Below are 25998 nucleotides of genomic sequence, written 5' to 3'. Positions count from 1 at the left end.
CGGCGCGGGCGGCGGCCAGTGCCGGGCCAAGGTGAAATACCCCGGGAAAAGTGGAAAGCTGGGGCTATGCCGGAATCTAGTGCAGCTGTGCCTGCCCCCAACAGCACACCCCGCGGAACTGCCGTTCTGTACAGCGAGAAACTCCACCCCAACCTTTGGATCTGGCTCGTGGCAGCAGGCTTGTCCGGCGCAGGCATCCTCGTGTTTGCCCCGATCAGTATGGCGGCCGGCATCACGGCAGCGCTGGTGCTGTTCACCATCATTACGGTGCTGCTGATCCTGTCCACGCCGTCGATAACGGTGACGGCAGACACGCTCCAGGTGGGGCGGGCAACCATCGAACGTCGGTACATCGGAACCGTGACACCGTTCACCGGCAAAGAGGCGACGGCGGAACGCGGCACGCGCCTGAACGGACTGGCATACCTCTGCATCCGGGGCTGGGTGGACCCGGTGGTCAGGATCGACATCACGGATCCTTCCGATCCCACGCCTTACTGGCTTACCTCCACGCGGCGCCCGGCACAGTTGACGGCGGCCCTCACCCGCGCCTGAGCCGCATTGTCAGCCCTCGCAGTCCTTGCAGAAGAGCAACCCGTCTTTTTCGCGGGCGATCTGCGAGCGGTGACGGACCAGGAAGCATGACGAGCAGGTGAATTCATCAGCCTGGGCCGGCAGGACGCGGACCAGGAGTTCCTCGCCGGACAGGTCCGCGCCCGGGAGTTCGTAGCCTTCGGCCAGATCGGATTCGTCCTCATCCACCACTGCCGTTGGCTTGTCAGCGCGGCGGGTCTTCAATTCCTCGATGGAATCTTCGTTCAGGTCCTCTTCTGATTTCCGCGGCGCATCGTAATCTGTCGCCATTATTTTCTGCTCACACTCCGATTTTTTCGGTTTGATGGCCGGGTGCCGGTGGCCGCGCTCAGGGACGGACATCGTCCGTGGGCTGGTCCCCCGGGCCGGTTCACCGATGTAAACGCTGGCTTGCCTGATTTTGTGCCCGACTTAGGCGCCCATTTTTCCCTAAGCCGGGGGCGAAAGCGAGGGCTTTTCGGGGCGGGCACCTGCCCGAGCCTGCCCGACGGAGGGCGGAGGCGGGATAAAAGCACTTGACGGCCGGAAAGTCGCGGAATATCGCGGCGCGCCCTCTCCCCTCCCCCGAATTGCGACTGCCGAGTGGCAGAGTTTCGAATGTCAGTAATGCCAGGGTGGAGGATTTGTATGCAGGATCTACGGCTTGTAGGCGTCCACGACGACGGGGAGCATCTCCTGTTGAGCGGCACCGGCGGCGAGATGTTCCGGCTGCCGATCGACGAAGCCCTTCGGCTCGCGGCCAGCCGCTCTCCGGCGAAAGCGGCCGCTGCAGTTGCGCCTGTTGCCATGTCCCCGCGGGACATCCAGGCACGCATCAGAAGCGGCGCCACAGCCGCCGAAGTTTCGGAACTCTCGGGCATCCCACTGGCCAAGGTCCAACGCTATGAAGGCCCCGTACTTGCCGAGCGCGACTACGTGGCACAGCAGGCGCGAAAAATCGAGGTGGCTTCCCCTGCGCCGGGCCATGACGTCTACCGCTCCGCCTTCGGTGACAACCCGGCTACCCTCGGCGACATGGTGGCACACCGTCTCAACGCCCACGGCATCGAATCCTCCACCGTTGAGTGGGACTCCTGGCGGCGCCCGGACGGCACCTGGACGGTGGTGGCACGCTTCGAAACCAGTACCGGCGCGCACACCAGCATCGGCGAGGAACCGCCGGCCATGTGGACTTTCAGTCCCGCGCGGAAATCCCTGCAGAACGCCAACCGCTGGGCGCAGCAGCTCAGCGAACTGGAACCGCTCGACGGTCCTGTTCCGGCCCGCCGCCTGTCCGCAGTTTCCGACCGCCCGTTTGACTTTGAGACCGACGCCGAGGCGGCCGCGGCCCGGACGGCATCCGGCCAGTCCGGCAAGGATTCGGACGGCCTGCTCGAGATGCTGCGCTCACGCCGCGGCCAGCGGCTCGGTGTAGACGAGGACGGCGACGACGCCTTGGCACTGCTGCTCACCAACGGTGTTCCGGCGGCCCACCCGCGCCCCTCCGAAGTAGTGGCGGAGCCCGAGGCCGAGGACGACGCCACCGGGACGGAAAGCCGCGAAGAAACCGACGCTCCGGCCGCCAAGGGAGACTCGTTCACCCGCAAGCGCGAAGTCCGCGCGTCAATGCTGTCCCGACTCAGCCTGGCTCCCCGGCACACCGGGGACGAAGACGAACGGCTGAAACTCCACGACGGCGTCAGCACGGAAACCCGCGAAATCACCATCGTGGCCTCCCCGCTGCGCCCGGTGACGGACCCGGACGAAGCGTCCGCTGAAGACCCCGGCAGCACGCCGGCGGCAGCCGACGCCGGCCCGGACACCGATGAGGCCGCCGTCGAGGAACCCGCTCCGGTCAGGGAAACGGCACGCGCCCGCCAGACCGGCTGGAACCGCGAATCCGCTCCGAACGTGGGCCTGGATGAACTGCTGGGTGGAGGGAGCCCGCGCCGGAGCCGGGACGACGCTCCGGCCACCCCCAGAAATGATCGGGACGCGGAGCAGCCCGAACGGCAGCCCTCCAAACCCAAGCGCTCCAGCGTACCCAGCTGGGATGAAATAGTTTTCGGCGCACGCGGCGACTGACCCCCAGTCCCCCGGCGCAGCGGGTCAGCCGGGCCGGGTTTCTCCGGCACCGTTCCACAGGCAGGCGTCCACCTCGAACGGCAACAGCTGGTCCTGCTGGGCCATGACGTTGGCGCCGTGGGCAGTGACCCGCCGCATGAAGTGCCGCCGGCACAACGTCTCGTAGCCCACCACGGGGGCGTGGTCCGCCGCGCCGGTGGGGGCCTGGTCGCCGGCCATGTCGACGTCGCCCACCACCACCTGCGCACCTTCGGTGACCATCACGCCGTCGACCGTGCGGGCATTGTGGGTGGCCCGGCGTCCGCACCAGCACAGCGCCTCCACCTGCAGGACCTGGACGCGGTCCGCCAACTCGATGAGCCGCTGCGATCCCGGGAAAAGGCGGGTGCGGAAGTCGGCGCTGATCCCGAAAGCAAACACGTCGACGTCGATCTCGTCCACAATCCGGGCCAGCTGTTCCACCTGCAGTGGTGAGTAGAACTGGGCTTCGTCACAAATGAGGTAGTCCACCCGCAGGCCGCGGGTGCGGCGTTGGATGACCTCGTCCCAGAAGTCCGTGCTGTCCAGGACTTCCACGCAGTCCGTCTCGAGTCCGAGCCGGCTGGAGATCCTGGCACCGCCGGCACGGTCGTTGCGGCTGAACCGGACGCCGCCGCGGCCGCGGGCCCGGTGGTTGTGGTCCATCTGCAGGGCGAGGGTGGATTTGCCGCAGTCCATGGTTCCTGAGAAGAAGACGAGTTCAGCCACGCGCTCCCTTTCGGCCTTGGGCTTGGAAGCACAACAGCGGAACCTCCCGCTCGGCTTTGGTCAGCGACCCGTGCTGCCCGACGACCTCCAGCGCGGCGGAGCGCACGCGGCGCGTGTCGTAGAGCGCCAGGGCGTCCCGGGCGGCGATCATGACATCGCCGATGCGCGCGCTGACTTCCGGCCGGACGTCGCCGAAGAGCCCGGCGGACACGGCCTCGTCGCGGGTGAACGCCCAGATCCTGTCTCCAAAACGTTTCCGCCACGATTCAATCAGCAGTGCCCGGTCCTGATCACCGGCGTCGGGCTCCAGATACAGGTGGACCATGCGCGGCTCCCCTGCGGTGTGCCGGACGCCGGCGATGAGGGCCGGTTCCGCCGAGTAGTCGAACCGCTGCGATTCCGGGACGTCGAGCATGCCGTGGTCCGCGGTCAACAGGACAGTGGTCCCCGGCGGAAGCGTGGCATTGAGCCGTCGTACGGTGGCGTCCAGCTCTTCAAGCTGGTGTTCCCACTGGGCGGACTGGCAGCCGTAGCGGTGCCCCGCCTTGTCCAGGTCGTTGACGTAGAAGTACATCAGGGAACTGTCGGTGCCCAGCATGGCCTCCGCCGCCGCTGCAGTCCTGGCGTGCGGGGTTGCGGCGGCGATGAACCGGCCGCCGCGGAGGGCGGCCTGGGTCATGGGTGAGGCGCCGAACTGCGGAAGGCTGATGGTGGTGACGTCGGTGTGGGCCGCGGCGCGCTCGAACACGGTGGGAAACGGCTGCCATTCGAGGGGGTCCACACCGGCATCCCAGTTGCCCAGCATGTTGACCACTTTGTCCTGTCCGGGATCGAGGACGTCATAGCCCACCATTCCGTGCTGGCCGGCAGGGAGCCCTGTCCCGAAGCTGGCGAGGGAGGAGGCTGTCGTGGAGGGGAAGGCGGAATCCAGGGCCACTGGAACGGCTCCCTGTCCCTGCTGCATCACGGACCGGAGGAAGGGGGTGTGTGCCGATTTTTGCTTCAGCAGGCTACGGCCAAGGCCGTCGGCGAGGACAACGCACACCCGCTTGGCGGCAGGCAGGTTCAGCCGGTTCTCGAAGCCTTCAATTCCCAGGCTGGCTGCCGCGCTGGTCAGTACTTCGGCGATGGAACGTTGGCCGAAAGCAGGCGCCGGTGGCATCGGCGAAGGAGCGGGGGCACCCTCGGCGATGGCGACAGCTGACTGCTCAGAGTTGTTTCCGGGAATCATCTCAGCGCTGGTGCCCGCGGCTGAGGCGGTTTCCAAAAACGCCGGTGCGCGGACGCGGCGCGGCCACCAGGCCGCTGTGCGGCAGGGGCGCCGAACCGGTGTTGACGGCGCGCAGGGCGCGGGCGAACAGCTTGGCGTCCTGGACGGCCTGCAGGCCGTCGGCTTCGGCGCTGATGCGCAGCACGATGTCCTCCTGGGCGATGGTGCCGCTGTAACCGTGGTCCGCCTCACACTGGGGATCCCCGCAGCTGGCCGGCCCCATGTCCAGGCGCTGGCCGCCGGACCAGGCGATGGAAAGGGTGAGTTCCCGCACGGGATCGGACGGCTTGTAGTTTTGCGGCTGGGCGTACATGTAGCTCAGGACCACGGAACGGATCTGCGCCACCGGTACTGATTCGGTGGAAATCTGGGCGACAATCTGCTCGCCGGCCTCGTCGAGCTGCTGGTCGTCAACATGGGCGATGACCAGCATGTCGTCCGTCAGCACCAGCACGGTGATGTGGCGGCGTACTTCCGCGCGGTCGAAATGGGTTTCAAGATGCACAAGGTGCGCCATGCAGTCGCGGCCGTCCAGTGCGTCATCAACGACATCGGCGACCAGCCGGGGGTAGAAGCCTGCCTGCTGGAGTGCGCCTTCAAGGCTCTGGCCCTGGACACCGTGGTCATGTGCGCTATGCCCTTGTGAGGCCTGGTGACCGGGTCGGGGTGCGTGCGGCTTCGACGTGGGAGGCTGGGGGCTCATTACTCCATTTTCACAGATCGACTGGGCACTTGCTAACTGTGCGCCCGGGGCGGGCTAGCTTCGCATCGCCCGGCGGGCACTGTCGGTCCGCTGGGCGGCGTTCGCGATCCGGACATCTGCGGCCAGGATCGATACGCCGCGCAGCCCCGCCAGGACAGGGTTGAACTCAACCAGCGCTATTTCGGGATGGTTGTCCTTGAGCCGGGTCAACCGCGCGGCAAGGTCCTCCAGCGCGGCCACATCTACCGCCGGAAGGCCCTGGTAGCCGAACAGTTTCCGGGCCGCGCGCGGCGCACGGATGAAGTCGTGGACATCGGCACCGGACAGCGGCGGAACCCGGTGGGCCCAGTCCTCCAGCAAATTCACGGCGTCCCCGGCAAGTCCAAAGGAAACCACCGGACCCAGCAGCGGATCCTCAATGGCCCGGAACGTGCAGGCTTGGCCCACCGGAGCCATCATCTGGACTTCCATGGACGGCGAACCGTAGGGCGCCAGGGCGCGGTGCATCTCTACGATGTTGCGCCGCAATGATTCGGCGTCCTGGATGTCCAGCCGCACACCGCCAAGGTCCAGCCGGTGGCGCAGGGTCGGATCGGTGGTCTTCAGCACCACCGGCCAGCCAAGCCGCTCGGCGGCTGCAACAGCCTGGTCGGGCGTCTCGAAGCCCACGGAGGGGACAACGTCGATGCCGTAGTGGGCCAGCAGGGTTGCCGCCTTCGCCGGGTCGAGCTGCACCAGCTGCTCGCCGGGGACGTCATGGAGCAGTTCCTCCAGCTCGGCCCTGACGCTTTCCGGGTCGCATCCTTCCGGCTCCGCGAAAAGACCCTGGTCGCGTTCCACCCACTCGGCATACTTGACCACGGCGGCGAGCGCTGCGACGGCGGCACCGGGGTTGGAGTAGCACGGCACGGATCCGCTGGCGGATTCGGCGTCCACGGCGTGGACAGGCAACCGTTCCGCCCCCACCATGCCCTCAACATAGACGGACGGGTCCAGGATCCCGGTGAAGGCGGCAACCACCGGCTTTCCGGCCGCGGCGGAGCATTCCGCCAGGACGCCGGCAATCTTCTCCACCGTGAGGCCCCGTGCCGGCAGCAGCGCCACCACGACGGCGTGGATGGAGTCCGAGGCGAGGATCCCGGCGAGGCTCTCCCGGAGTGCCGGCAGCGCCAGTGACATGCCGGCGTCGAGATCCACGTCCGTGACAATCCGCTCAACACCGAGCCCGTTGGCGGCAGCACTGTCCGCGACCACTTTTCCGAGGGCCCGGGAGTTGCTGAAAACAGCAATGTCCGCCCCGGCCGGCAGCGGCTGGCCGGCGACGATCTGGGCCACGTCCATCAGCTGCTCAATCGTTTCAACCCGGATGACGCCGGACTGGCGCATCATCGCGTCCAGGGCGCCGGCAGGCGCCTGCGTGGTCCGTACCGCATGCCCCGGAGGCAACTGCAGGCCCATCGAGTCCGATTTCGCCACGATGACGGGCTTGGTGCGGGCCAGGCGGCGGGCGAGCCGGGAAAACTTGCGCGGATTGCCGATGGATTCGAGGTAGAGTCCCACCGCGGCGGTGTCGGCGTCGTCTTCCCAGAACTGCATCATGTCGTTGCCGGAGACGTCGGCCCGGTTGCCGGCGGACAGGAACGTGGAAAGGCCCAGGCGGCGCCGGCTGGACGCGGCATACAGCGCCACTCCGATGGCGGCGGACTGGCTGAAGAGTCCCAGGCCGCCCCGGCGCGGCAGGCTTGGCGCCATGGATGCGTTCAGGGACACGGCCGGGTTCGTGTTGACGATGCCCAGGGACGCGGGGCCGATCACGCGCATCCCGTTGGAGCGGGCCTGGCGGACCAGCTCGCGCTGCCTGGCCAGCCCGCGTTCACCGTCGTCGGCGTACCCGGCCGTCGCCACCACAACGCCCTTGACTCCCGAGGCCGCGCAGTCCGCCACAACTTTGGGGACTTCCTCATAGGGGACGGCGATGATGGCCAGCCGGACGGGGTCCGGCACCTCGGAGAGCCTGGCGAAGGACAGCATCCCGGCGAGTTCGAGCGCCTCGGGGTTGATGGCGTAGACCGGCCCGGTGAAGCCGCCCTCGATGATGTGTTCGAGCAGCTGGTAGCCGATGGTGCCCCATTTGCGGCTGGCCCCGATCACCGCGACCGACGACGGCGCCAGCAGCTCCTGGATGCTGCGCGCCTCCGCGCGGTGCTCGCGTGACTCCATCACGGCCCGGGATTTTTCCGTAGGGTCGATGTTGAACTCCAGGCTCACCACACCGTCGTCGAAATGCCTCTTGACGTCGTAACCGGCGTCGGAGAAAACCATCAGCATTTTGCGGTTTTCCGGCAGCACTTCTGCACTGAATTTACGGATGCCGTTTTCGCGGGCGGCAGCGGCCAGGTGTTCCAGCAGGATCGATCCGATGCCGCGGCCCTGGTGGGCGTCGGCTATATTGAAGGCAACCTCGGCTTCTTCGGGATCGGTCAGCCGGTCGTAGCGGCCGATGCCCAGGATTTCACCGCCTATGGTGATCACCAGCGCCACCCGGTCCTTGTAGTCCACTTCCGTGAAGCGCTTCAGCTCCTTGCTGGAGAGCCTCGCTTTAAAGGCGAAAAACCGCATGTAGATGGACTTCTGCGACTGGCCGGTATGGAAAGCCTGCACGGCGTCGGCATCTGAGGGGTGGATCGGGCGCAGATGAGCCGTCCCTCCGTCCCGCAGAACGACATCGGCTTCCCAATATTCCGGATATACGCCGTCCCCGGGCTGATCCACCATAGGCTTAGCCTAGCTAAAACTCGCCAGTAAACCGTTAAGGATCCACCAGCCCCATGGCCCGCCGCCAAAGTTCCGCCCCGGCAGGGGACGCCGTCCAGGACTACACCGAGAACATCGTTGACATCGACGTCACGTCGGAAATGGAAGGCTCGTTCCTCGAGTACGCCTATTCGGTCATCTATTCACGGGCCCTCCCGGATGCCCGTGACGGCCTGAAACCGGTGCAGCGGCGCATCCTCTACATGATGAGCGAAATGGGCCTGCGCCCTGACCGCGGCCACGTCAAGAGCGCCCGCGTGGTGGGCGAGGTCATGGGCAAGCTGCACCCGCACGGCGACACCGCGATCTACGATGCCATGGTCCGCATGGCGCAGGACTTTTCGCTGCGGCTGCCGCTGATCGACGGGCACGGCAACTTTGGCTCGCTCGACGACGGCCCGGCGGCCCCGCGGTACACCGAGGCCCGCCTCGCTGCGGCTGCGCTCACCCTCACCGACCACCTCGACGAAGACGTGGTGGATTTCGTCCCCAACTACGACAACCAGCTGACCCAGCCGGATGTCCTGCCGGCGGCGTTCCCCAACCTGCTGGTCAACGGCGCCACGGGCATTGCCGTGGGCATGGCCACAAACATGGCCCCGCACAACCTCGTGGAGGTCATCTCCGCTGCCCGGCACCTGATCGCGAACCCCGGGGCCACCCTCGAGGACCTCATGCGGTTCGTTCCCGGCCCGGACCTGCCCACGGGCGGCCGGATCGTGGGCCTGGACGGCATCCGCGACGCCTACGCCACGGGCCGCGGCTCGTTCAAAACCCGGGCGAAGGTGGAGATCGAGCAGCTGTCCGCCCGCCGCACCGGCCTGGTGGTCACCGAGCTTCCCTACATGGTGGGCCCGGAGAAGGTGATCGAGAAGATCAAAGACGCCGTCAACGGCAAGAAGCTGACCGGCATCAGCGACATCGTGGACCTGACCGACCGCAAGCACGGGCTCCGCCTGGTGATCGAGCTGAAGAACGGCTTCAACCCGAACGCCGTGCTCCAGCAGCTCTACCGCTACTCGCCGATGGAAGATTCCTTCGGCATCAACAACGTGACGCTCGTGGACGGCCAGCCGCAGACGCTGGGCCTCGTGCAGCTGCTCTCCGTCTACGTGGACCACCGCATCAACGTGGTGCGGCGCCGCACGGCTTTCCGGCTGGCAAAGAAGAAGGACCGCCTCCACCTGGTGGAGGGCCTGCTGATCGCCATCGTGGACATCGACGAGGTCATCCAGATCATCCGGTCCTCCGACGAGGTTGCCGCCGCCCGCGAACGCCTCATGTCCATCTACGACCTCACCGAAATCCAGGCGAACTACATCCTGGAACTCCGGCTCCGGCAGCTGACCAAGTACTCCCGGATCGAGCTCGAAAAAGAGCAGGACCAGCTCAAGCGTGAGATCGCGGAGCTCGAGGCCATCCTGGCTTCGGACCAGCGCCTGCGCGAACTCGTCTCCGACGAACTGGCTGAAATCGCGGAAAAGTACGGCACCCCGCGCCGGACGGTGCTGCTTGAATCCGAGGCGGTCTCCCCCACCGTCGCCGCGCTGGCCGCTGCGCCCGGCGGCAAGGGCAAGGCGGCCCCGCTCGCCCTGGAAATAGCCGATGATCCCTGCTGGGCCATCCTGAGCGCCAGCGGACAGATCGCCCGGACCTCAAACCAGGAGCCCCTGGCCGAGTCCGGTCCGCGGTCACGGCACGACGTGTTCCGGTCCGTGGTGAAAACCTCGGCGCGCGGCGAGATCGCCGCCGTCACGTCCCTGGGCAGGATGCTGCGCCTCCAGGTCATGGACATGCCCGTGTTGCCGCCGATGTCCGGGCTTCCCAACCTGGCCGGCGGCGTACCTGCCAAGGACTTCATCACGCTGCTGAAGGGCGAGACGCTGGTCGCTTTCGCCCCGCTGGATACGGTGCTGGCGATCGGCACGGCGCAGGGCATCGTCAAACGCGTCCAGCCCGACTACCCCCTCAACCGCGAGGACTGGGAAGTCATTGCCCTCAAGGATAAGGACACCGTGGTGGGCGTTGAGCCGGCCGGGGCAGACGACGTCGACCTCGTGTTCCTCACCAAGCAGGCGCAGCTGCTGCGCTTCACCGCCGCAGCGGTCCGGCCGCAGGGCCGCACGGCGGGCGGCATGGCGGGGATCAAGCTGGGAGCCGGGGACGAGGTGCTGTTCTTCGGAACTGTCGCCCCGGGCGACGAGGAGGCCGTCGTGGTCACCGTTTCCGGGACCGAGGGTGCCCTGCCGGGCACGGCCCCCGGTGCCGGGAAAGTGACGGCCTTCGCGGAGTATCCGGCCAAGGGCAGGGCCACTGCGGGAGTGCGGGCGCACCGGTTCCTGAAGGGCGAAGATACCCTGCTCATTGCGTGGGCCGGACACGGGCCGGCCAAGGCGTCCTCGCTGGCGGGGGTGGCGCGCTCGCTCCCGCAGGAACACGGCCGACGGGACGGCTCCGGCATCCCGCTGTCGCAGGCCGTGGACGCCATTGGGCCCAGCATGACCTGGGCCTAGACTACTGGCATGCCTATCATCCCCGATGAAAAAGACTGGACCTGGGTGCTGACCAGGGTCTGCCCGGAATGCGGATTCGACGCCTCAACGGTCACTCCCGCCACGGTTCCCGGCAGCGTCACGAACATGCTTCCGCGCTGGCGGGCGGCGCTGCGCCGCCCGGACGTCGCGGACCGACCGGACGAGGCCACGTGGTCCGTGCTGGAGTACGCATCGCATGTCCGGGATGTTTTCAGCCTCTTCGACCGCCGGCTGAACCTGATGCTGAGCGAGGACAACGCCCGGTTCGAGAACTGGGACCAGGACAAGACCGCCGTGGAGCAGGACTACGCCAACGCGGACCCCGCCATCGTCAGTGCCGAACTGACCGCCGAAGGCGAACAGATCGCCGAGTCATTCGCGGGCGTGCATGAGGACGAGTGGGGCAGGAAAGGCATCCGGGGCAACGGTTCGGAGTTCACGGTGATGACCCTCGCGCAGTACTTCCTGCACGACGTCGTCCATCACCTGCACGACGTCGACGCCTGAGGCGCGCACGGCCAGCCGGTTTCAGCTATGCGGCTTTAGCTTGCCGGGTCAGCTGTGCGCGCCGACAATTCCTTGTCCCACGCCAGGCTCCGGTTGACGGCGCTGTACCCCATTTTTTCGTAGAGGGCGAGCGCGCCAGTGGGGTTCTCCGAGTCGACGTCGAGGGAGGCGCGGTCCATCCCCGCCGCGGCAAAGCGCCGCATCGCATCGGCGAGCAGGGCCTGGGCGATCCCGCGTCCGCGGTACTCGCGGCGGACGCCCAGCAGCTCCGTATACCCCTCGCTGTAGCCCCGGGATACCGCGCTATCCGGGTCGTGGCTGGCCAGCTGGTAGCCTGCCACGATTCCGGAGCCCCGGTCCAGGACCACAGCGCTCAGGTCCGGCCTGGCCTGCGGATCGTTGACGGTGAAACCCCAGGATTCCTCATCCCGGGGCTCGCTTCCCCAATGGTCACGGAAGGCGGCGTTGTGGGCCAGCCTGACCTCCTCGCTGAGCTCCGGCCGCATGGTTGCCAGTTCCAGCCCGTCATCGAGCCGCACGTCTGGAAGCGGGACGCCGTCCAGGTGCCGGTGCATCTCGTTGAAATAGCGCACCACGTGGAATCCTTCTTTGCGGAGCAGCCGCTGCTGGTGCTCGTGCTGCTGTTCCATGTGGACCCGCAGCAGCGGCGACGGTTCGTTGTCTTCCCGACCCTGGTCTTCCGCGAAACGCTCGAGGGTCCGCTGGCTGAGCCATCCCAGCAGCGCCGTGCCGATTCCCCGGCGCTGCCAGCCGGGGTCGACGCAGCCGAAACCGTAGGCCTTGTCGCCGTCCGGGTTTTTCGTGATGCGGGCATAAGCGCGGGGTACCGACCCGCGGTCCAGCAGCAGCAGCGTGTTGGCGGCCGGATGGTTCTTCTTCGACTGCAGGATCTGTTCAAGGTCGGCGGCCCGCTCAAACCACACGGGCCGTTCCACCTCGGCCGTCCGGGCAATCAGGTCAGCCCACGCCGCGACGTCCCTCTCCTCTGCCGGACGCCAGGCCAGCCCCTCGCCGGCCAGTGCGGCCCGCCAGGATCCGGGCATCGGAGCGTCGTTGTTCAGCATGCCAACAGGCTAGCTGCCGGCCCCGCCCCGCGCCAGAACCTGCCCGACGCCGGCGCGCGCCCCCGCGTCGAGGTCCAGCCTGCGATCTGCCGGGTCGATGTCGTCGGGATTGTGGGTCACCAGAACTACGGTCCGTCCGGTGAGACCCCGCCGAAGGTCAGCCAGCATCTCCCTGCCCGCCTCGGCGTCAAGATGGGCGGTGGGTTCGTCCAGCAGGATCACGTCGGCCCCGGTCATGAGGGTCCTGGCAACCGCCAGCCGTTGGCGTTCCCCGCCGCTGAGGAAGGCGCCTCCGGGTCCGATCCGGGTGTCGGCGCCATTCTCCAGCCTGCGAAGCAGCGGCTCCAGCCCCACGGCGGCCAGGGCTTTAGCGATTTCCTGACCGGCGTCGCCGTCCTTGCCTTCCGGCCGGCCGAGCAGGAGGTTTCCGCGGATGGTGGAGTCGAAAAGGTGCGCTTCCTGCGGACACCAGGCAGCGCGTCCGGTGACAGCGATCCGGCCGGAGCGTGGCGGCAGGAACCCGAGCAGGACGGCCAGCAGGGTGGACTTTCCGGAGCCTGAGGTTCCGGTCACGGCGAGCCAGCGGCCAGGTTCCGCCGTCGCGGAAACACCGGTGAAGACTTCCGGACCCGCGGGCCAGGCGGCGGAGAGCGACTCAAGCTCGATACCGGGCAGCCCGCCGGGGCGTTGGGCAACAGGCTCCAGTCCGGGTGTCCCGCGGTTCCGTCCACCGGTGTCCCCGGCGGGTGTGGCTGCGGCGCCCGTTTCTGCGGCGGGAACGCCGGCGGCATCAGGGTCGGCGGCTTCGGAGGCGTCCAGCACGCCGGCCTCGCTGATCCGGTCCAGGACCAGGCGGAGAGCCGGGTACTGGCGTACCGCCGTCGTGATGGCGGCGTACGGATCCACCAGCGCGAGCTGCAGCAGGACCACGACGGCGGCCGTGGCCGGGGCCACGGATCCGCCCGTCACCTCGGGTCCGGCCAGGACCGCAGCGGCCAGAGCGGCGGTCCCGCAGGCAAGGACGGTGAGCGCCTGGCCCAGCCCCTCGGCCCACGCGGACCGCTGCGAGGCAGCTGTTGCCTCCTTGTCGGCAACTCCAATGGCGGACAGGACAGGTGCGGCAACACCGTTGGCGTGCAGTTCAGCGCGGGCGTCCAGCGCCGCGGCGATGTCCCGCAGGACCCCTGAGCGGAGCCGCTGCTCGGCCTGCGCCGACATCCTGTCTGCGAGGAGTGCCGCTGCCGGCGCGGCAACCAGGGACACCACTGCGGCGGCGATGACTGCAGGCAGCGCCGCGGGAAGCAGGAGGCCTGTGGCTGCAATGGCGGATGCACCCACGGCCACGGCGGTCACAGGCGGCAGGACCACCCGGGGCACCAGGTCCCGGACCGTATCGACGTCGTCAATCACCGTTCCCAGGACGTTTCCGCCCTGCAGGAGCCGGCGCAGGGACAGGGCGCGACGGCTCAGCGAATCCCAGAGCCGGCCGCGCAGCCTGGTGAGCGAGGCGAACACGGCGTCGTGCAGCAGGAGCCGCTCGGTGTAGCGCAGGACTGCCCTGCCGATGCCGAAGAACCGCACGCCCACGATGGCGGTGAGGAGGTAGAGGATGGGCGGCTGCTCGCTGGCCCGGATGATGAGCCAGCCGGACAATCCTGCCAGGGCAACGGCGAACAGGGCCGCCAGGACCCCCACGACGCCGGCCGCGCCGAATTTGAGGGACTCCGGCCGCAGGAGCCTGAAGATCCGGACGGGAGTGTTGTGCGTGCGGACCCCCGCGGTCCCTCCGGCCCGGGCTTCGGTATCCGCCGTGGCAGGGGGCTCGGCCGCCCGCGCCGTCGCCGGCGCCGTCGCCCGGTCCGGTCCCGCGTCCGGTCCCGCGTCCGGTCCCGCGTCCGGTGCCGGGAGAACGGCGGAATGCCGTGACGAGGCGGCAGCGTCTGCTGCCGGCCATCCCGGTGCGGATCCGGCGGCGACAGGAACTACGTGGTCTGCCAGTTCCCGGGTAAGGCGGTCGTGGGCCACGAGCAGGACAGTGGCCCGGCCGCGAAGCTTCAGGATGGATTCGTTGACCACGTTGGCGGATTCGCGGTCCAGATGCGCGGTGGGCTCATCCAGCAGCAGCAGGGTGGCACCGGCCTCGATCCGGGCCAGGCCCCGCGCCAGGGCAACCCTGCGGAGCTCCCCCGGGCTGAGCTCGGCGGGATGTTTCGCGGCCAGGTGTCCGGCTCCTGCCGCCTCAAGGCAGGCCCTGGCCTTCGAGGCGGCGGCATTGGCGGAGGCTGTGCCTGCGGTGCCGGCGGCGCCGCCCTTCAGGTAGAGCATCACCTCGGCCAGCACACTAATCTCCACCATGACCGGATGCTGCGGCACCCAGGCGACATCCGGCGGCGAGAACCCGGCGATCCCGCCGCTCACCACTGCACCGCCGCCCGTGCCGACGATTCCCGCCAGGACGCCCAGAATGGTGCTCTTGCCTGCCCCGCTGGCACCGTCGAGGGCGGTAATGCGGCCGGCGGGTGCGTCAAAACCCAGCGGTCCGACGGCGGGTTCCAGCCGCCCGCCGTACGTGACCGTCAGATTCCTGACCGTCACCGCCGGAAGGCCCGCGCCGCCCTCGGAAGTCCCCCCGGGAAGCAGGCCGCCCTGCGGCTGCGAGCCATTCTGCGGCTGCAGCGGCCGGACCTCCGGCGCGTCCATCACCGCGGCGACCTCGGCCAGGGCCGCACGTCCGTCGTCGCTTGAGTGGTGGGCGGTGCCCAGTTCCCGCAACGGGAGATAGCAGTCGGGTGCCAGGATCAGGGCGAGGAGCCCGGCCTCGAGTGCCATGTCGCCGTGGACCAGGCGCACGCCGATGAAGACGGCCACAACGGCCACCGAGATCGTGGCGATGAGTTCCAGCGCGAGCGCGGAGAGGAAGGCCGTCCGCAGGGTGTCCATGGTCCGGGAGCGGTACTGCTCCGAGATGTCCTCGAGGGCCTTCCGCTGGGCACTGGCCCGGCCCAGCCCCACCAGTACGGGCAGCCCTTTGGCCAGTTCCAGCATGTGGCCCGACAGGCGGGCCAGGGCCGATTGTGCGGCCCGGACCCGGTCTTCGGTGTACCTGCCGATCAGCACCATGAACACCGGCACGAGCGGTACGGTCAGGACGACCACCACTGCACTGACCCAGTCGGCGAACAGGATCCGGGCGCCCAGCAGGAGCGGGATGGCGGCGCAGTTGACGAGGGCCGGCAAAAACTGGGTGTAGTAGCTGTCCAGAGCATCCAGGCCCCTGGTGGCCAGGATCGCCAGGCCGCCGTCGGACGGGCCAGCCGCACGCGTGCCGTTCCGCAGTGCGCGTTCCAGCAGTGCGGCGCGCAGTTCTTCCTTGACTCCGAGGGCCGCCCGGCGCGAGGCCACCCCTTGAGCCCACACCGTCACGGACCGGAGGACCACGCCTGCCAGTCCCCAGCCCAGCTGGTCGGCCCAGGCCGGGCTCTGGGAGACCAGTCCGGCCAGGACAGATGCCACCGCCTGCGCCATCAGCACCAGTGACAATGCCTTGAGGGCAGCGAGGAAGCCGAGCCAATAAAGCGCGAGCCGGTTTGCTGGGCCGGCCGGGAACTGCGGTCTCATCGGGTCCTAGTCTTTGGGGGCCAGCGCCCTGGCGGCGATGGCAGGCAGGAAACTGTGGGCTTCCGGGATGTGGGCGGCACTGACCCGGCGGCGGAACACCCAGTAGGTCCAGGCCTGGTAGGCCAGCACCAGGGGCAGGCCCACGCAGGCCACGATGGTCATGAGCCCCAGGGTGTAGTCGGAGGATGAGGCATTGGAAATGGTCAGGTTGAAGTCCGCGTTGAGGGTGGAGGGAAGCACCACCGGGAAGGCCGCACCGAAGATCGACGCGCTGCCGAGGAGCAGGAACACCCCGAGCGACAGGAATGCCTTCCCCTCGAGTCCGTTCCGGCCGAACTGCCAGGCGAACACCGCGGCCACCACTGCCGCGGCAACCGCCACGATGGTCCAGGCTTCGCCGCTGAGGAGCTGCACGCTGATGGCCCAGCCGGCGATGGGGAGCAGGAGGACCGGCAGCAGCCGGACAAACCAGTTCCGGGCGCGGTGCCTGACATCGCCGTCGGTCTTCAGGGCGAGGAAGGCCAGCGCGTGCAGCAGGGAGAAGCACACCACGGCCAGCCCACCCAGGACGGCGTAGCCGCTGAACCAGGCGAAGGGTCCACCCTCGCGGTCGCCATTGGCGTTGAGCGGGAGCCCGGTGGTGGTCAGCGCCAGCGCCGCGCCGACGCCGAACGCAGCCACGAGGGATCCGGCCGCTATGGCCCAGTCCCACACCGCGCGCCAGCTGTCCGTGTCCACCTTGCCGCGGTACTCGAAGGCCACCGCACGGAAGATGAGGGCAACGAGGACCAGCAGCAAGGGAAGGTAGAGGGCAGAGAACAGGGATGCGTACCAGAGCGGGAAGGCGGCGAACGTCGCGCCGCCGGCGGTCAGGAGCCAGACCTCATTACCGTCCCAGACGGGGCCGATCGTGTTGAGCAGGACGCGGCGCTCGGTGTTGTTGCGGGCGAAGAGCTTCATCAGCATGCCGACGCCGAGGTCGAACCCTTCGAGAAAGAGGTATCCCGTCCACAACACCGCGATGGCGATGAACCAGATGGTGGGCAGCAGTTCCATTGTCGAATTTCCTCTGCGCTTAGTAGGCGAATGCCAGGACGTCGTCGGAGCCGCCGGGCTTGCCGGGGCCGCCGGGGCCCGGTGTGGCGTCCTCGTTTTCGCCGACTGGGGCGTGGGCGAGTTCAGGCATTGCGGAAACCACGCCGCCGCGGATGTACTTCACCAGCAGCTTCACCTCCACCACCAGCAGCACGGCGTACACGGCCGTCAGCACCACCAGGGAGGTGAGCAGTTCTCCTGCGGAAACGCCCGGTGAAACGGCCGCAGCGGTGAACATAAACACCTGGTCGATCCCGCTGGGGTCCGGGTTTGGCGCGACCACGAAGGGCTGGCGTCCCATTTCGGTGAAGATCCAGCCGGCCGCGTTGGCACCGAACGGCGCCATGATGCCGACGACGGCGAGCCGCATCAGTCCGCGGGAGGCCGGCACGGTGCCTTTGCGGGTGGCCCAGAGCGCCACGAGGGCAGCGAGGGCAGCGAGGCCGCCGAAGCCGATCATCATCCGGAAGCCCCAGTAGGTCACTTCCATGACCGGAACGTACTCGATTTCCTGCCCGGCACGGTCACCGTAGATGGGGTTGTCCGGGAGGTGCGTTCCGTAGTCGGCCTTGTACTGGTCCAGCAGGCTGTTGACGCCCTTCACTTCGGTGGTGAAGTCGCCCTTGGCCAGGAAGGACAGGATCCCGGGAACTTCGATCACCGCCACGATCTCGTCGCAGTTCTTTGAACCGACGTTGCCGACGCTGAGGACGGAGAAGCCGGTGCCGTCGTGGCAGGCAGCCTCGGCCGCGGCCATCTTCATGGGCTGCTGTTCGAACATGAGCTTGCCCTGCAGGTCGCCGGTGAGGGCTGTTCCGGCGAAGGAAATCATGGCCACGACGGCGCCGATCCGGAGCGAGGTGATCCAGACCTTGTAGTCGGCCCTGTCGCGGCCCGGAATGTCCGCTTCGCCCGGGATGACCTTGCCGTCCTTGCCCATGGTGTCGATGCCGTCATGGCGGCGGCGCCACAGGTGGTACCAGGCGATGCCCAGCAGGAAGCCGCCGGCCACGGCCAGCGCGCCGAAGAGGGTGTGCGGGACTGCCACGAGGGCGGTGTTGTTGGTGAAGACGGCCCAGGCGTCAGTCATGACCGGGCGCCCGTTGATCATTTCCACACCGACGGGATGCTGCATCCAGCTGTTGGCCACGATGATGAAGTACGCGGAGAACACCGAGCCCACCACGGCAATCCAGAGGCAGGCCAGGTGGACGCCCCTCTTGAGTTGCTTCCACCCGAAGATCCACAGCCCCAGGAAGGTGGACTCCACGAAGAAGGCCAGGAGTGCCTCGAGGGCCAGCGGCGCCCCGAAAACGTCGCCGACGAAGCGGCTGTATTCGCTCCAGGCCATCCCGAACTGGAACTCCTGCACGATGCCGGTGGCAACGCCCATGATGAAGTTGATGAGGAACAGCTTCCCCCAGAACTTGGTCATGCGGAGGTATTCGGGCTTGCCGGTGCGGTACCAGATTGTCTGGATGACTGCCACCACGAGGCCCAGCCCGATGGTCAGCGGGACCATCATGAAGTGGTACACAGTGGTGATGCCGAATTGCCAGCGTGCGATTTCCAAAGCGTCCAAGGCAGTCCCTACTTTTGGCTAGGCTTTCATCAGTCCAGGTCTTCTACGCTTCGTAGAAGACCAACTTCTACAGAGTGTAGAACACTTTCGGCGAGCAGTGTAACCAACAGTTCCACCGGCCGGACCCGCTGGCAAGGGCGCGACGCGCCGATTGTTCTACCTCATGTAGAAAGAAACTGCAAAAAGAGGTAAATTTAGATCCAAGTATTCAACTACGCTCCGCGAAGGCCGCCCCGGCTTCGCGGATCGGAACGTTAAGAAGGATGTACGGAATGGCAAGTCTTGGTGAACTGGAACGGGCAGTGATGGATTTGCTCTGGGCAGGCCAGGAAGCGGCCACCGCCAACACCCTGCGGGACCTGCTGGCGCAGAGCACCCAGGCCCAGGGCGGCACGGCCGGCCACGAGGGCAAGGATCTCGCCGTAACCACCGTCCTGACCGTGCTTTCACGCCTGGAGAAGAAGGGGCTCGTGGAACGCGAACGCGGCACCCGCCCGCACCGCTACCAGGCTGTCTCCAGCAGGGCGGACCACACCGCCGAACTCATGCACGAGGTCCTCGGCTCGGCGCCGGACCGCGAAGCCGTGCTGGCCCGTTTTATTGGCTCCGTCACCGAAAGTGAAGCCGAAACACTGCGCAAACTGCTTGGCCACAACTAACAGCGCATGTTCTGGACCTCATACTTACTGGCGGTCCTGGCGATAGTCCTGGCGTGGCCGGTGCCTATCCTTCTTTCGCGCGCGCAATGGCCGGCCCGGTCACCGTTCACGGCCATGCTGCTCTGGCAGGCAATCGCCCTGGCCGGCGGCCTGTCCATGATCGGCGCCATGCTGGTCTACGGCCTCGAGCCGATCGGTGACAACCTCCTGGCCGGCCTGCGCGGGTTGGCCGGAATGGTCCTTTTTAATGCCCCCACCACGGCGCTGGGCTTCTGGCATCTCTTCGCGCTGTCGGCGGCGGCGCTCCTCACCGCACACCTCGTTTTTACGCTGCTGCTGACCTACTACCGGATCGAACGGCAGCGCAGGCGCCACCGTGAACTCCTTGCCCTCCTGGCGTCGCCGTCCACCGACGGCCCGGGAACCGTGGTGATCAACCACGATTCCCCCGTTGCCTACTGCCTCCCGGGGGGCGCACGGTCTGTCACGGTGCTGAGCGACGGCTTGATGGCTGCGTTGGAGCCGGCAGAACTTCGCGCCGTGCTCATCCACGAGAACGCCCATTTGAGCCAGCGCCACCACCTCCTGTTGTGGGCGTTCGCGGCCTGGCGACAGGCCCTCCCCTGGCTGCCCACCACCCGCCTTGCCCAGGAATCAGTGAGCACCCTGATCGAAATGCTTGCTGACGACGTCGCCCTGAAGACCGAGAGCAAGGCCACCCTCATCAAGGCCATTGCCATTGTTGCCAGCGGTCCTGCCGGCGTGCCCGGCGGCCGCGTGGCGTTCAACGGCGCCGACCTGCCGTCCGGCGACGCCGGCGCGGGCGGGATCAGCGCAGCCGGAATGATCGACGCCGGTCTCCAGGGTTCGCCGGGCAGCGCGAGTTCGGCCGGCACCACCGTGTCCCGGGTCCGCCGGCTGCTGTCCCCCCAGGAGCCGCTGCCGGCGCCGCTGCGGGCTTTGGTCCTGGCGGGCTGCCTGCTACTTCTGGCGGTCCCCACGGCCTTGCTGATTGTCCCGGGGCTGCTCGGCTAACCGCCCCTTCCGCATACCGCCCTTGGCGGCCGGATGCTCCCCGGCCGCAGGACTCAGGCGTCGATCCGCTCCCGATCCAGGCTCGCAGCACCGGCAATGATGAAGTCCTTGCGCGGCGCGACGTCGGAGCCCATCAGCAGGTCGAAGGTCTCTTCTGCCTGCTTGGCGTTTTCGATCCCCACTTTGCGCAGGGTCCGGTGGCGCGGATCCATGGTGGTCTCCGCCAACTGTTCCGCGTCCATTTCACCGAGGCCCTTGTAGCGCTGAATGGGTTCCTTGTACCGCTTGCCCTCCTTGGCCAGCCGCGCCAGCAGCACGTGGAGTTCAGCTTCGGAGTAGGTATAGATCATCTCGTTGGCTTTCTGCCCGGCGTTGATGACCTCCACGCGGTGCAGCGGCGGCACTGCGGCGAACACCCTGCCCTCATCGATCATTGGCCGCATGTAGCGGAAGAAGAGCGTGAGGAGCAGCGTGCGGATGTGGGCGCCGTCCACGTCGGCATCCGTCATCAGGATCACTTTGCCGTAGCGTGCCGCCGTGATGTCGAAGCTTCGCCCGGACCCTGCGCCCACCACCTGGATGAGCGCAGCACACTCGGCGTTGGACAGCATGTCCCCCACCGAGGCCTTCTGCACGTTGAGGATCTTGCCGCGGATGGGCAGGAGCGCCTGGAAGTCCGAGGAGCGGGCCAGTTTGGCAGTTCCCAGCGCGGAGTCTCCCTCCACGATGAACAGTTCCGAGCGGGCCACGTCATCCGTGCGGCAGTCCGCCAGTTTCGTGGGCATCGACGATGTCTCCAGCGCGTTCTTCCGGCGCTGTGTCTCCTTGTGGACGCGCGCGGAAATCCGGGACTTCATCTCGCTGACAATTTTTTCCAGGAGCAGCGCGGACTGCGCCTTGTCATTGCGGTTGGCGGAGCTCAGTTTGGCATTGATCTCCTTCTCCACCACCCGTGCCACGATGGCCCGGACCGCTGACGTGCCGAGGATTTCCTTGGTCTGGCCCTCGAACTGCGGCTCGGCCAGGCGTACCGTCAGCACCGCGGTCAGGCCCGCGAAGATGTCGTCCTTTTCGATCTTGTCGTTGCCGGCTTTGAGCTTGCGGGCATTCGTTTCCACGGCCTTGCGGAAAGTCTTAACCAGGGCCTGCTCGAAGCCGGACTGGTGCGTCCCGCCCTTGGGGGTGGAGATGATGTTCACAAAGCTGCGCACGGTGCTGTCGTAACCGATTCCCCACCGGAGTGCCACGTCCACTTCACAGTCGCGTTCCACTTCGGCGAGCTGGCTGTGGCCACGCTCGTCCAGGACCGGAACGGTTTCCTTGAACTTGCCCGAACCGTGCAGCCGCCAGGTGTCCGTGACCGCCGGATCAGCGGCGAGAAAATCGACGAACTCGGAGATGCCGCCGTCGTGGTGGAAGACCTCCTCGTGGCCGGCCAGTTCGCCGGGAGTGCCCGGAAGCCTCCGCTGGTCGCGGACGGTCAGCTTTAGGCCCGGTATCAGGAAGGATGTCTGCCGGGCCCGGGCGGCCAGTTCATCGTAGGAGAACTTGGCGTCCGGGGTGAAGATCTGGCGGTCCGCCCAGTACCGGATCCGGGTGCCGGTGACACCGCGTTTGGCCTTGCCCACCACGTCAAGGACCGAATCATTGACGAACGGTTCGAACGTCGCCGCCGGATCGGGTTTGGTCCCCGGGTCCTTGAACCGCCCCGGTTCGCCCCGCCGGAAGGACATCTTGTACGTCTTACCGCCGCGGTCCACCTCCACGTCAAGGCGGGAAGACAGCGCGTTGACCACCGAGGCACCGACGCCGTGCAGGCCGCCGGACGCCGTATAGGATCCGCCGCCGAACTTGCCGCCCGCGTGCAGTTTGGTAAAGACAACTTCGACGCCGGTCAGTCCGGTCTTGGGCTCAACGTCGATGGGGATGCCGCGGCCGTCATCGTGAATCTCCACGGAGTTGTCGGCGTGCAGGATGATCTGGATGTCATGGCCGAACCCGGCCAGGGCCTCGTCGACGGAGTTGTCGATGATTTCCCACAGGCAGTGCATCAGGCCGCGGGAGTCGGTGGAACCGATGTACATGCCAGGGCGCTTGCGGACGGCCTCGAGGCCTTCCAGTACAGACAGGTGCCGGGCAGTGTAATCAGAACTTGGTGCCACGGGTTGTGAACTCCTTCAGTGACGGAATAGCTAAGGCTTTTGACGCTCTTCCTAGGTTAGTCGGCCCGCGCCGGGACGCTTGCCAGCCACTCCAACATCGGCGTCGTCCGGCAGTACCCGTTACGGAATGGTGATACGCGCACAGCGAAAGTGATCCATCCTTGTCATGGTTTTGCTACGAATGCTGGTTATATAGATGTACAGATCTACTAAGGAGGCCGAAATGACAACAGCAGTTGCGGACCGCACGCTCAACGCACTGGACCGGTGCGATCGTTGCGGAGCACAGGCGTACGTCCGGGTTGTTCTCGAGTCCTCCGGCGGGGAGCTGCTCTTCTGCGGCCACCACGCGCGGGCAGTCGAAGCGACGCTTAAGCCGCTGAGCTCCGACTGGCACGACGAGACGGGCCGGCTTCACGAGAAGCCGCCGGTATCGGTGGACTAGGCAACTCTCTGACAGCAACAGGGCTCCTCCGCTTCGGAGGGGCCCTGTTCGTTTGTCCCTGGACACCGCTCAACTCCACACATAAGTAAGGCCCCGCCGTCCGGCGGGGCCTTACTTATGTGTGCTTCTGTATTCTTAGTCCAGGTAGTCGCGCAAGACCTGGGACCGGGACGGGTGCCGCAGCTTGGACATCGTCTTCGATTCGATCTGGCGGATACGCTCGCGCGTGACCCCGTAGACCTTGCCGATTTCGTCTAAAGTCTTCGGCTGTCCGTCGGTGAGGCCGAACCGCATCGCCACAACGCCGGCTTCGCGCTCGGACAGGGTGTCCAGCACCGAGTGCAACTGCTCCTGCAGCAACGTGAAGCTGACTGCGTCGGCGGGAACCACGGCTTCCGAGTCCTCGATGAGGTCACCGAACTCCGAGTCGCCGTCCTCACCCAGGGGGGTGTGCAGCGAGATGGGCTCGCGGCCGTATTTCTGGACTTCGACGACCTTCTCAGGTGTCATGTCCAGTTCGAGGGCCAGCTCCTCGGGCGTAGGTTCGCGCCCAAGATCCTGCAGCATCTGACGCTGGACGCGCGCCAGCTTGTTGATGACTTCCACCATGTGCACCGGGATGCGGATGGTGCGGGCCTGGTCGGCCATGGCACGCGTGATGGCCTGGCGGATCCACCAGGTGGCGTACGTGGAGAACTTGAAGCCCTTGGTGTAGTCGAACTTCTCGACCGCACGGATGAGGCCCAGGTTGCCTTCCTGGATAAGGTCCAGGAACAGCATGCCGCGGCCGGTGTAGCGCTTGGCGAGCGAAACAACGAGGCGGAGGTTGGCCTCCAGCAGATGGTTCTTGGCGCGTTTGCCATCGTGGATGACGAACTCGAGCTCGCGCTTGAGTTTCGGATCCATGGAGCCGTCGTCCGCCGCGATCTTCTCTTCGGCGAACAGGCCCGCCTCGATGCGGAGGGCAAGGTCCACTTCCTGCTCGGCGTTCAGCAGGGCCACCTTGCCGATCTGCTTCAGGTAGTCCTTGACGGGGTCGGCCGTGGCGCCGGCCGACATGACCTGCTGGACCGGGGCGTCGTCGTCGTCGGCGTCGGAGTACACAAAGCCTGTGCCGGTGGCTGCGGCACCGGTCTTGCTGGCGGCCTCTTCCTCGCTCAGCTCCGACGGATCCGGACTGACGTCGTCCAGATCTTCGTCCAGCTCAACGTCCTCTGCGTCGTCGTCGGACTTTCCGGCAGCCTCGGCGGCAGCCTTGGCGCCGGGCTTGGGTCCGCGCTTCTTGGGCTCGGGCTTTGCCGGGGCGCCGCCCTCGGCAGCCGCAGCCTTGTTGGCTGCGCGCGTGGCGGCACGCTTGGCGCTCGTCGCCGCCTTCTTCTCCTCAGGGGACAATTCGGCCTGGTCGGCGGGTTCCTTCTTGGCGGAAGACGGGGTCACAGAAAACCTTTCTAGCGGCGGTCTGTGGAATCACCATACGGGCAACACCACTATGACCCTGTCAAGTCCGTGATTCACATCAGGTGCGATCGCGGCCAGCAGAGCCATTAAGTAGAACTGCCGGAGCGGCCGTAATGTTCCCGTTTCCGGGCATCACTACATGCACTTGATTCACGGACCCAACCGGGTCTCGGCATCCATTGTCTCATGATTTTCCGAATCGGCCCCTCAGTGCCGCCGCCCGGGCCCGAATGTTTCGGCGAACCGGCCTCTCCCTGCCCGGCGTCATCCGAATGCGGCCCGCCCTAGGCCGCATCCGTTTCAAACTTCTGCCATGCTGCGTCACGGCGCCCGGCCCATCCGCACAGGGTCCCGCGGCTGACCAGTTCGGAGAGCAGTTCCGCGAGCCGGTATCCGGGGTGCTCCGTCACGGCCTGGTCCAGCAACGCATGGGCGAACGAACCCCTGCCGCGGCACCACTCAATCCATCCCCGTCCCGTGAGCGACGCAGCGCCGCCTTCTCCCCCGCCAGCCGTGCCGAGCTGCTGCAGCACGCGCTCCAGCGCCCTCATCCGGTCCCAGCGGGGCGATGGCGGTGCCAGCCCCAGCAGCACATCACCGTACCCGGGAACCGGGAATGTCCCATCGTCCGACGCATCTTCCGCCGGTCCAACTGCCGGCAAAGCGCCAGGGGGCGGTGACACCACCTGCAGGCCGGCGTCCGGCGCGAAGATCCCGAAGTCCTCGGCGCCCTGCTCCGCGGCCGGCCGTCCCGCCGCGCTCATCACCAGCACGGCGTCCCGCCAATGGGGTATGCGCAGGGAGGCCCGGAGATACCCGGCCAACTCGGCCGGAAGGTGCCCCTCCCCTCCATCGGCCAGCACGCACCCCCAGACGTCCAGTATTTTGGCGAACTGGGCGCCACTGCCCCGGAGCGGAGCGAATTCAGTGGCCCACTTTTGTTCCGATCCCAGCACGCAAGCATCAGCCTCCGCCGCAGCGGGCAAGGCACCGCCTGCGGACGAGGGGTCCTCGCCCACGCTGCTCCCGCGGAACACCATCTCGGCGTTGAGCCGGCTGTCCCGGATCTCATCCACGGAGCGGCCGGGAAACGGACAGCAGGCCGGATCGAAGCAGTACGCGTTCCGCCAGAAGGCCTCGCCGACGTACCAGGCGTCGCGGACCGGGAGCCCGGATAATTCCAGCTCGACCTCCAGGGCTGTCAGCAGCCTCGCCAGTGTCCCCTCCAACGGCGCCCCGGCGGAAACATCCCCGGGCCAACTACCCGACCCGCCCGCCCATCCCTCCTCGCTGAAGAGCACCAGGAGGGCGCCGTCGGCGTCGTGGTCCGCTTCAAGGTAGTCCCTAACAGTGCGGGCAAACCGAAGCAGCCCCGGATCCGAGTCAAGGTCCGGGAGATCGACGCGGAGGGTGGCGCCCAGCCGCTTCCCCTGCATGGTCATGGCCACCAGGCTGTTGGCCGGCCAGTAGCCAAGGGAATGCGGAATGAAGCCCAGGATGTCCTCTGGGCCGGTGATGGTCAGTCGTTCTGGAGGTGTCATGCATCCAGACTGAAAGAGACTGCTGGACGCCGGAAGATAGATCTCAACGCATGTGGAAAAACCTATGAGGAACGGTCGGCATCAT

The 25998-nt window shown here is 67.0% G+C and carries 19 protein-coding genes; 7 read left to right on the top strand and 12 right to left on the bottom strand.

The genetic code is table 11. The annotated features are described in order from the left end of the window. The first annotated feature begins 66 nt into the window (after nucleotides 1-66). On the top strand, nucleotides 67-555 hold the full coding sequence (locus ASF98_RS12645; RefSeq protein ID WP_055802217.1) for a DUF3093 domain-containing protein: 489 nt from the start codon (nucleotides 67-69) through the stop codon (nucleotides 553-555). Nucleotides 556-564: 9 nt separating this feature from the next. Here ASF98_RS12645 and ASF98_RS12640 read toward each other — a convergent pair whose 3' ends face one another. Next, the gene (locus tag ASF98_RS12640) at nucleotides 565-864 is read right to left on the bottom strand and encodes a DUF4193 domain-containing protein (protein ID WP_055802215.1); all 300 of its coding nucleotides are present in this window, start codon (nucleotides 862-864) and stop codon (nucleotides 565-567) included. A gap of 357 nt (nucleotides 865-1221) precedes the next feature. Between ASF98_RS12640 and sepH the strand changes: the two genes are divergently transcribed. Continuing rightward, nucleotides 1222-2658: a septation protein SepH gene (gene sepH / locus ASF98_RS12635; RefSeq protein WP_055802213.1), complete on the top strand. Its 1437-nt coding sequence runs from the start codon at nucleotides 1222-1224 to the stop codon at nucleotides 2656-2658. A gap of 24 nt (nucleotides 2659-2682) precedes the next feature. Here sepH and ASF98_RS12630 read toward each other — a convergent pair whose 3' ends face one another. From ASF98_RS12630 to ASF98_RS12615, 4 genes are all read right to left on the bottom strand, one after another. Beyond that, nucleotides 2683-3405, bottom strand: coding sequence for a thymidine kinase (locus ASF98_RS12630; protein WP_055802211.1), 723 nt, complete (start codon nucleotides 3403-3405; stop codon nucleotides 2683-2685). Beyond that, nucleotides 3398-4567, bottom strand: coding sequence for an alkaline phosphatase family protein (locus ASF98_RS12625; protein ID WP_156372398.1), 1170 nt, complete (start codon nucleotides 4565-4567; stop codon nucleotides 3398-3400). The genes ASF98_RS12630 and ASF98_RS12625 overlap by 8 nt, the downstream gene beginning before the upstream one ends. Before the next feature lie 70 nt (nucleotides 4568-4637). After that, nucleotides 4638-5378, bottom strand: a complete 741-nt coding sequence (locus tag ASF98_RS12620; protein WP_055802208.1) for a DUF5998 family protein — start codon at nucleotides 5376-5378, stop codon at nucleotides 4638-4640. A 54-nt stretch (nucleotides 5379-5432) separates the two neighbouring features. Then, complete coding sequence (locus ASF98_RS12615) at nucleotides 5433-8153, bottom strand: bifunctional acetate--CoA ligase family protein/GNAT family N-acetyltransferase (protein ID WP_055802206.1); 2721 nt, start codon at nucleotides 8151-8153, stop codon at nucleotides 5433-5435. Nucleotides 8154-8206: 53 nt separating this feature from the next. On the opposite strand from ASF98_RS12615, the gene ASF98_RS12610 reads away from it, so the two are divergent. After that, complete coding sequence (locus tag ASF98_RS12610; protein ID WP_055802203.1) at nucleotides 8207-10705, top strand: DNA gyrase/topoisomerase IV subunit A; 2499 nt, start codon at nucleotides 8207-8209, stop codon at nucleotides 10703-10705. Between the two features lie 9 nt (nucleotides 10706-10714). Next, on the top strand, nucleotides 10715-11233 hold the full coding sequence (locus ASF98_RS12605) for a DinB family protein (RefSeq protein WP_055802202.1): 519 nt from the start codon (nucleotides 10715-10717) through the stop codon (nucleotides 11231-11233). A gap of 35 nt (nucleotides 11234-11268) precedes the next feature. On the opposite strand, the gene ASF98_RS12600 is transcribed toward ASF98_RS12605, so the two are convergent. The 4 genes from ASF98_RS12600 to ASF98_RS12585 are packed head-to-tail and all read right to left on the bottom strand — an operon-like array spanning nucleotide 11269 to nucleotide 18613. Continuing rightward, nucleotides 11269-12318 carry a GNAT family N-acetyltransferase gene (locus tag ASF98_RS12600; protein ID WP_082506815.1) on the bottom strand — a complete coding sequence of 350 codons (1050 nt, stop codon included), beginning with the start codon at nucleotides 12316-12318 and terminating at the stop codon, nucleotides 11269-11271. 9 nt (nucleotides 12319-12327) lie between these two features. After that, nucleotides 12328-15936 (bottom strand): thiol reductant ABC exporter subunit CydD, encoded by a 3609-nt coding sequence (gene cydD, locus ASF98_RS12595; protein ID WP_055802200.1) that lies wholly within the window; start codon nucleotides 15934-15936, stop codon nucleotides 12328-12330. A gap of 6 nt (nucleotides 15937-15942) precedes the next feature. Then, nucleotides 15943-16992, bottom strand: coding sequence for a cytochrome d ubiquinol oxidase subunit II (gene cydB, locus ASF98_RS12590; RefSeq protein WP_055802198.1), 1050 nt, complete (start codon nucleotides 16990-16992; stop codon nucleotides 15943-15945). A 19-nt stretch (nucleotides 16993-17011) separates the two neighbouring features. Beyond that, on the bottom strand, nucleotides 17012-18613 hold the full coding sequence (locus ASF98_RS12585; protein ID WP_055802195.1) for a cytochrome ubiquinol oxidase subunit I: 1602 nt from the start codon (nucleotides 18611-18613) through the stop codon (nucleotides 17012-17014). A gap of 272 nt (nucleotides 18614-18885) precedes the next feature. On the opposite strand from ASF98_RS12585, the gene ASF98_RS12580 reads away from it, so the two are divergent. Further along, nucleotides 18886-19272: a BlaI/MecI/CopY family transcriptional regulator gene (locus ASF98_RS12580; RefSeq protein ID WP_028270841.1), complete on the top strand. Its 387-nt coding sequence runs from the start codon at nucleotides 18886-18888 to the stop codon at nucleotides 19270-19272. A 6-nt stretch (nucleotides 19273-19278) separates the two neighbouring features. Next, nucleotides 19279-20307 (top strand): M56 family metallopeptidase, encoded by a 1029-nt coding sequence (locus ASF98_RS12575; protein WP_055802192.1) that lies wholly within the window; start codon nucleotides 19279-19281, stop codon nucleotides 20305-20307. Nucleotides 20308-20360: 53 nt separating this feature from the next. Here ASF98_RS12575 and ASF98_RS12570 read toward each other — a convergent pair whose 3' ends face one another. After that, nucleotides 20361-22469, bottom strand: a complete 2109-nt coding sequence (locus ASF98_RS12570; RefSeq protein ID WP_055802189.1) for a DNA gyrase/topoisomerase IV subunit B — start codon at nucleotides 22467-22469, stop codon at nucleotides 20361-20363. A 223-nt stretch (nucleotides 22470-22692) separates the two neighbouring features. On the opposite strand from ASF98_RS12570, the gene ASF98_RS12565 reads away from it, so the two are divergent. Then, on the top strand, nucleotides 22693-22914 hold the full coding sequence (locus ASF98_RS12565; RefSeq protein ID WP_028270844.1) for a DUF7455 domain-containing protein: 222 nt from the start codon (nucleotides 22693-22695) through the stop codon (nucleotides 22912-22914). A 135-nt stretch (nucleotides 22915-23049) separates the two neighbouring features. On the opposite strand, the gene ASF98_RS12560 is transcribed toward ASF98_RS12565, so the two are convergent. Beyond that, complete coding sequence (locus ASF98_RS12560) at nucleotides 23050-24351, bottom strand: RNA polymerase sigma factor (protein ID WP_028270845.1); 1302 nt, start codon at nucleotides 24349-24351, stop codon at nucleotides 23050-23052. Nucleotides 24352-24656: 305 nt separating this feature from the next. Beyond that, a complete protein-coding gene (locus tag ASF98_RS12555; RefSeq protein ID WP_055802186.1) occupies nucleotides 24657-25913 on the bottom strand; it encodes a DUF4192 family protein in 1257 nt (418 codons plus the stop codon). Between the last annotated feature and the right edge of the window lie 85 nt (nucleotides 25914-25998).

Origin of the sequence: Arthrobacter sp. Leaf337, assembly GCF_001423745.1 — a bacterium.
GTDB lineage: Bacteria > Actinomycetota > Actinomycetes > Actinomycetales > Micrococcaceae > Arthrobacter.
The sequence above is the reverse complement of the archived record's forward strand: the minus strand, read 5'-3'. Positions and strand labels throughout refer to the sequence as shown.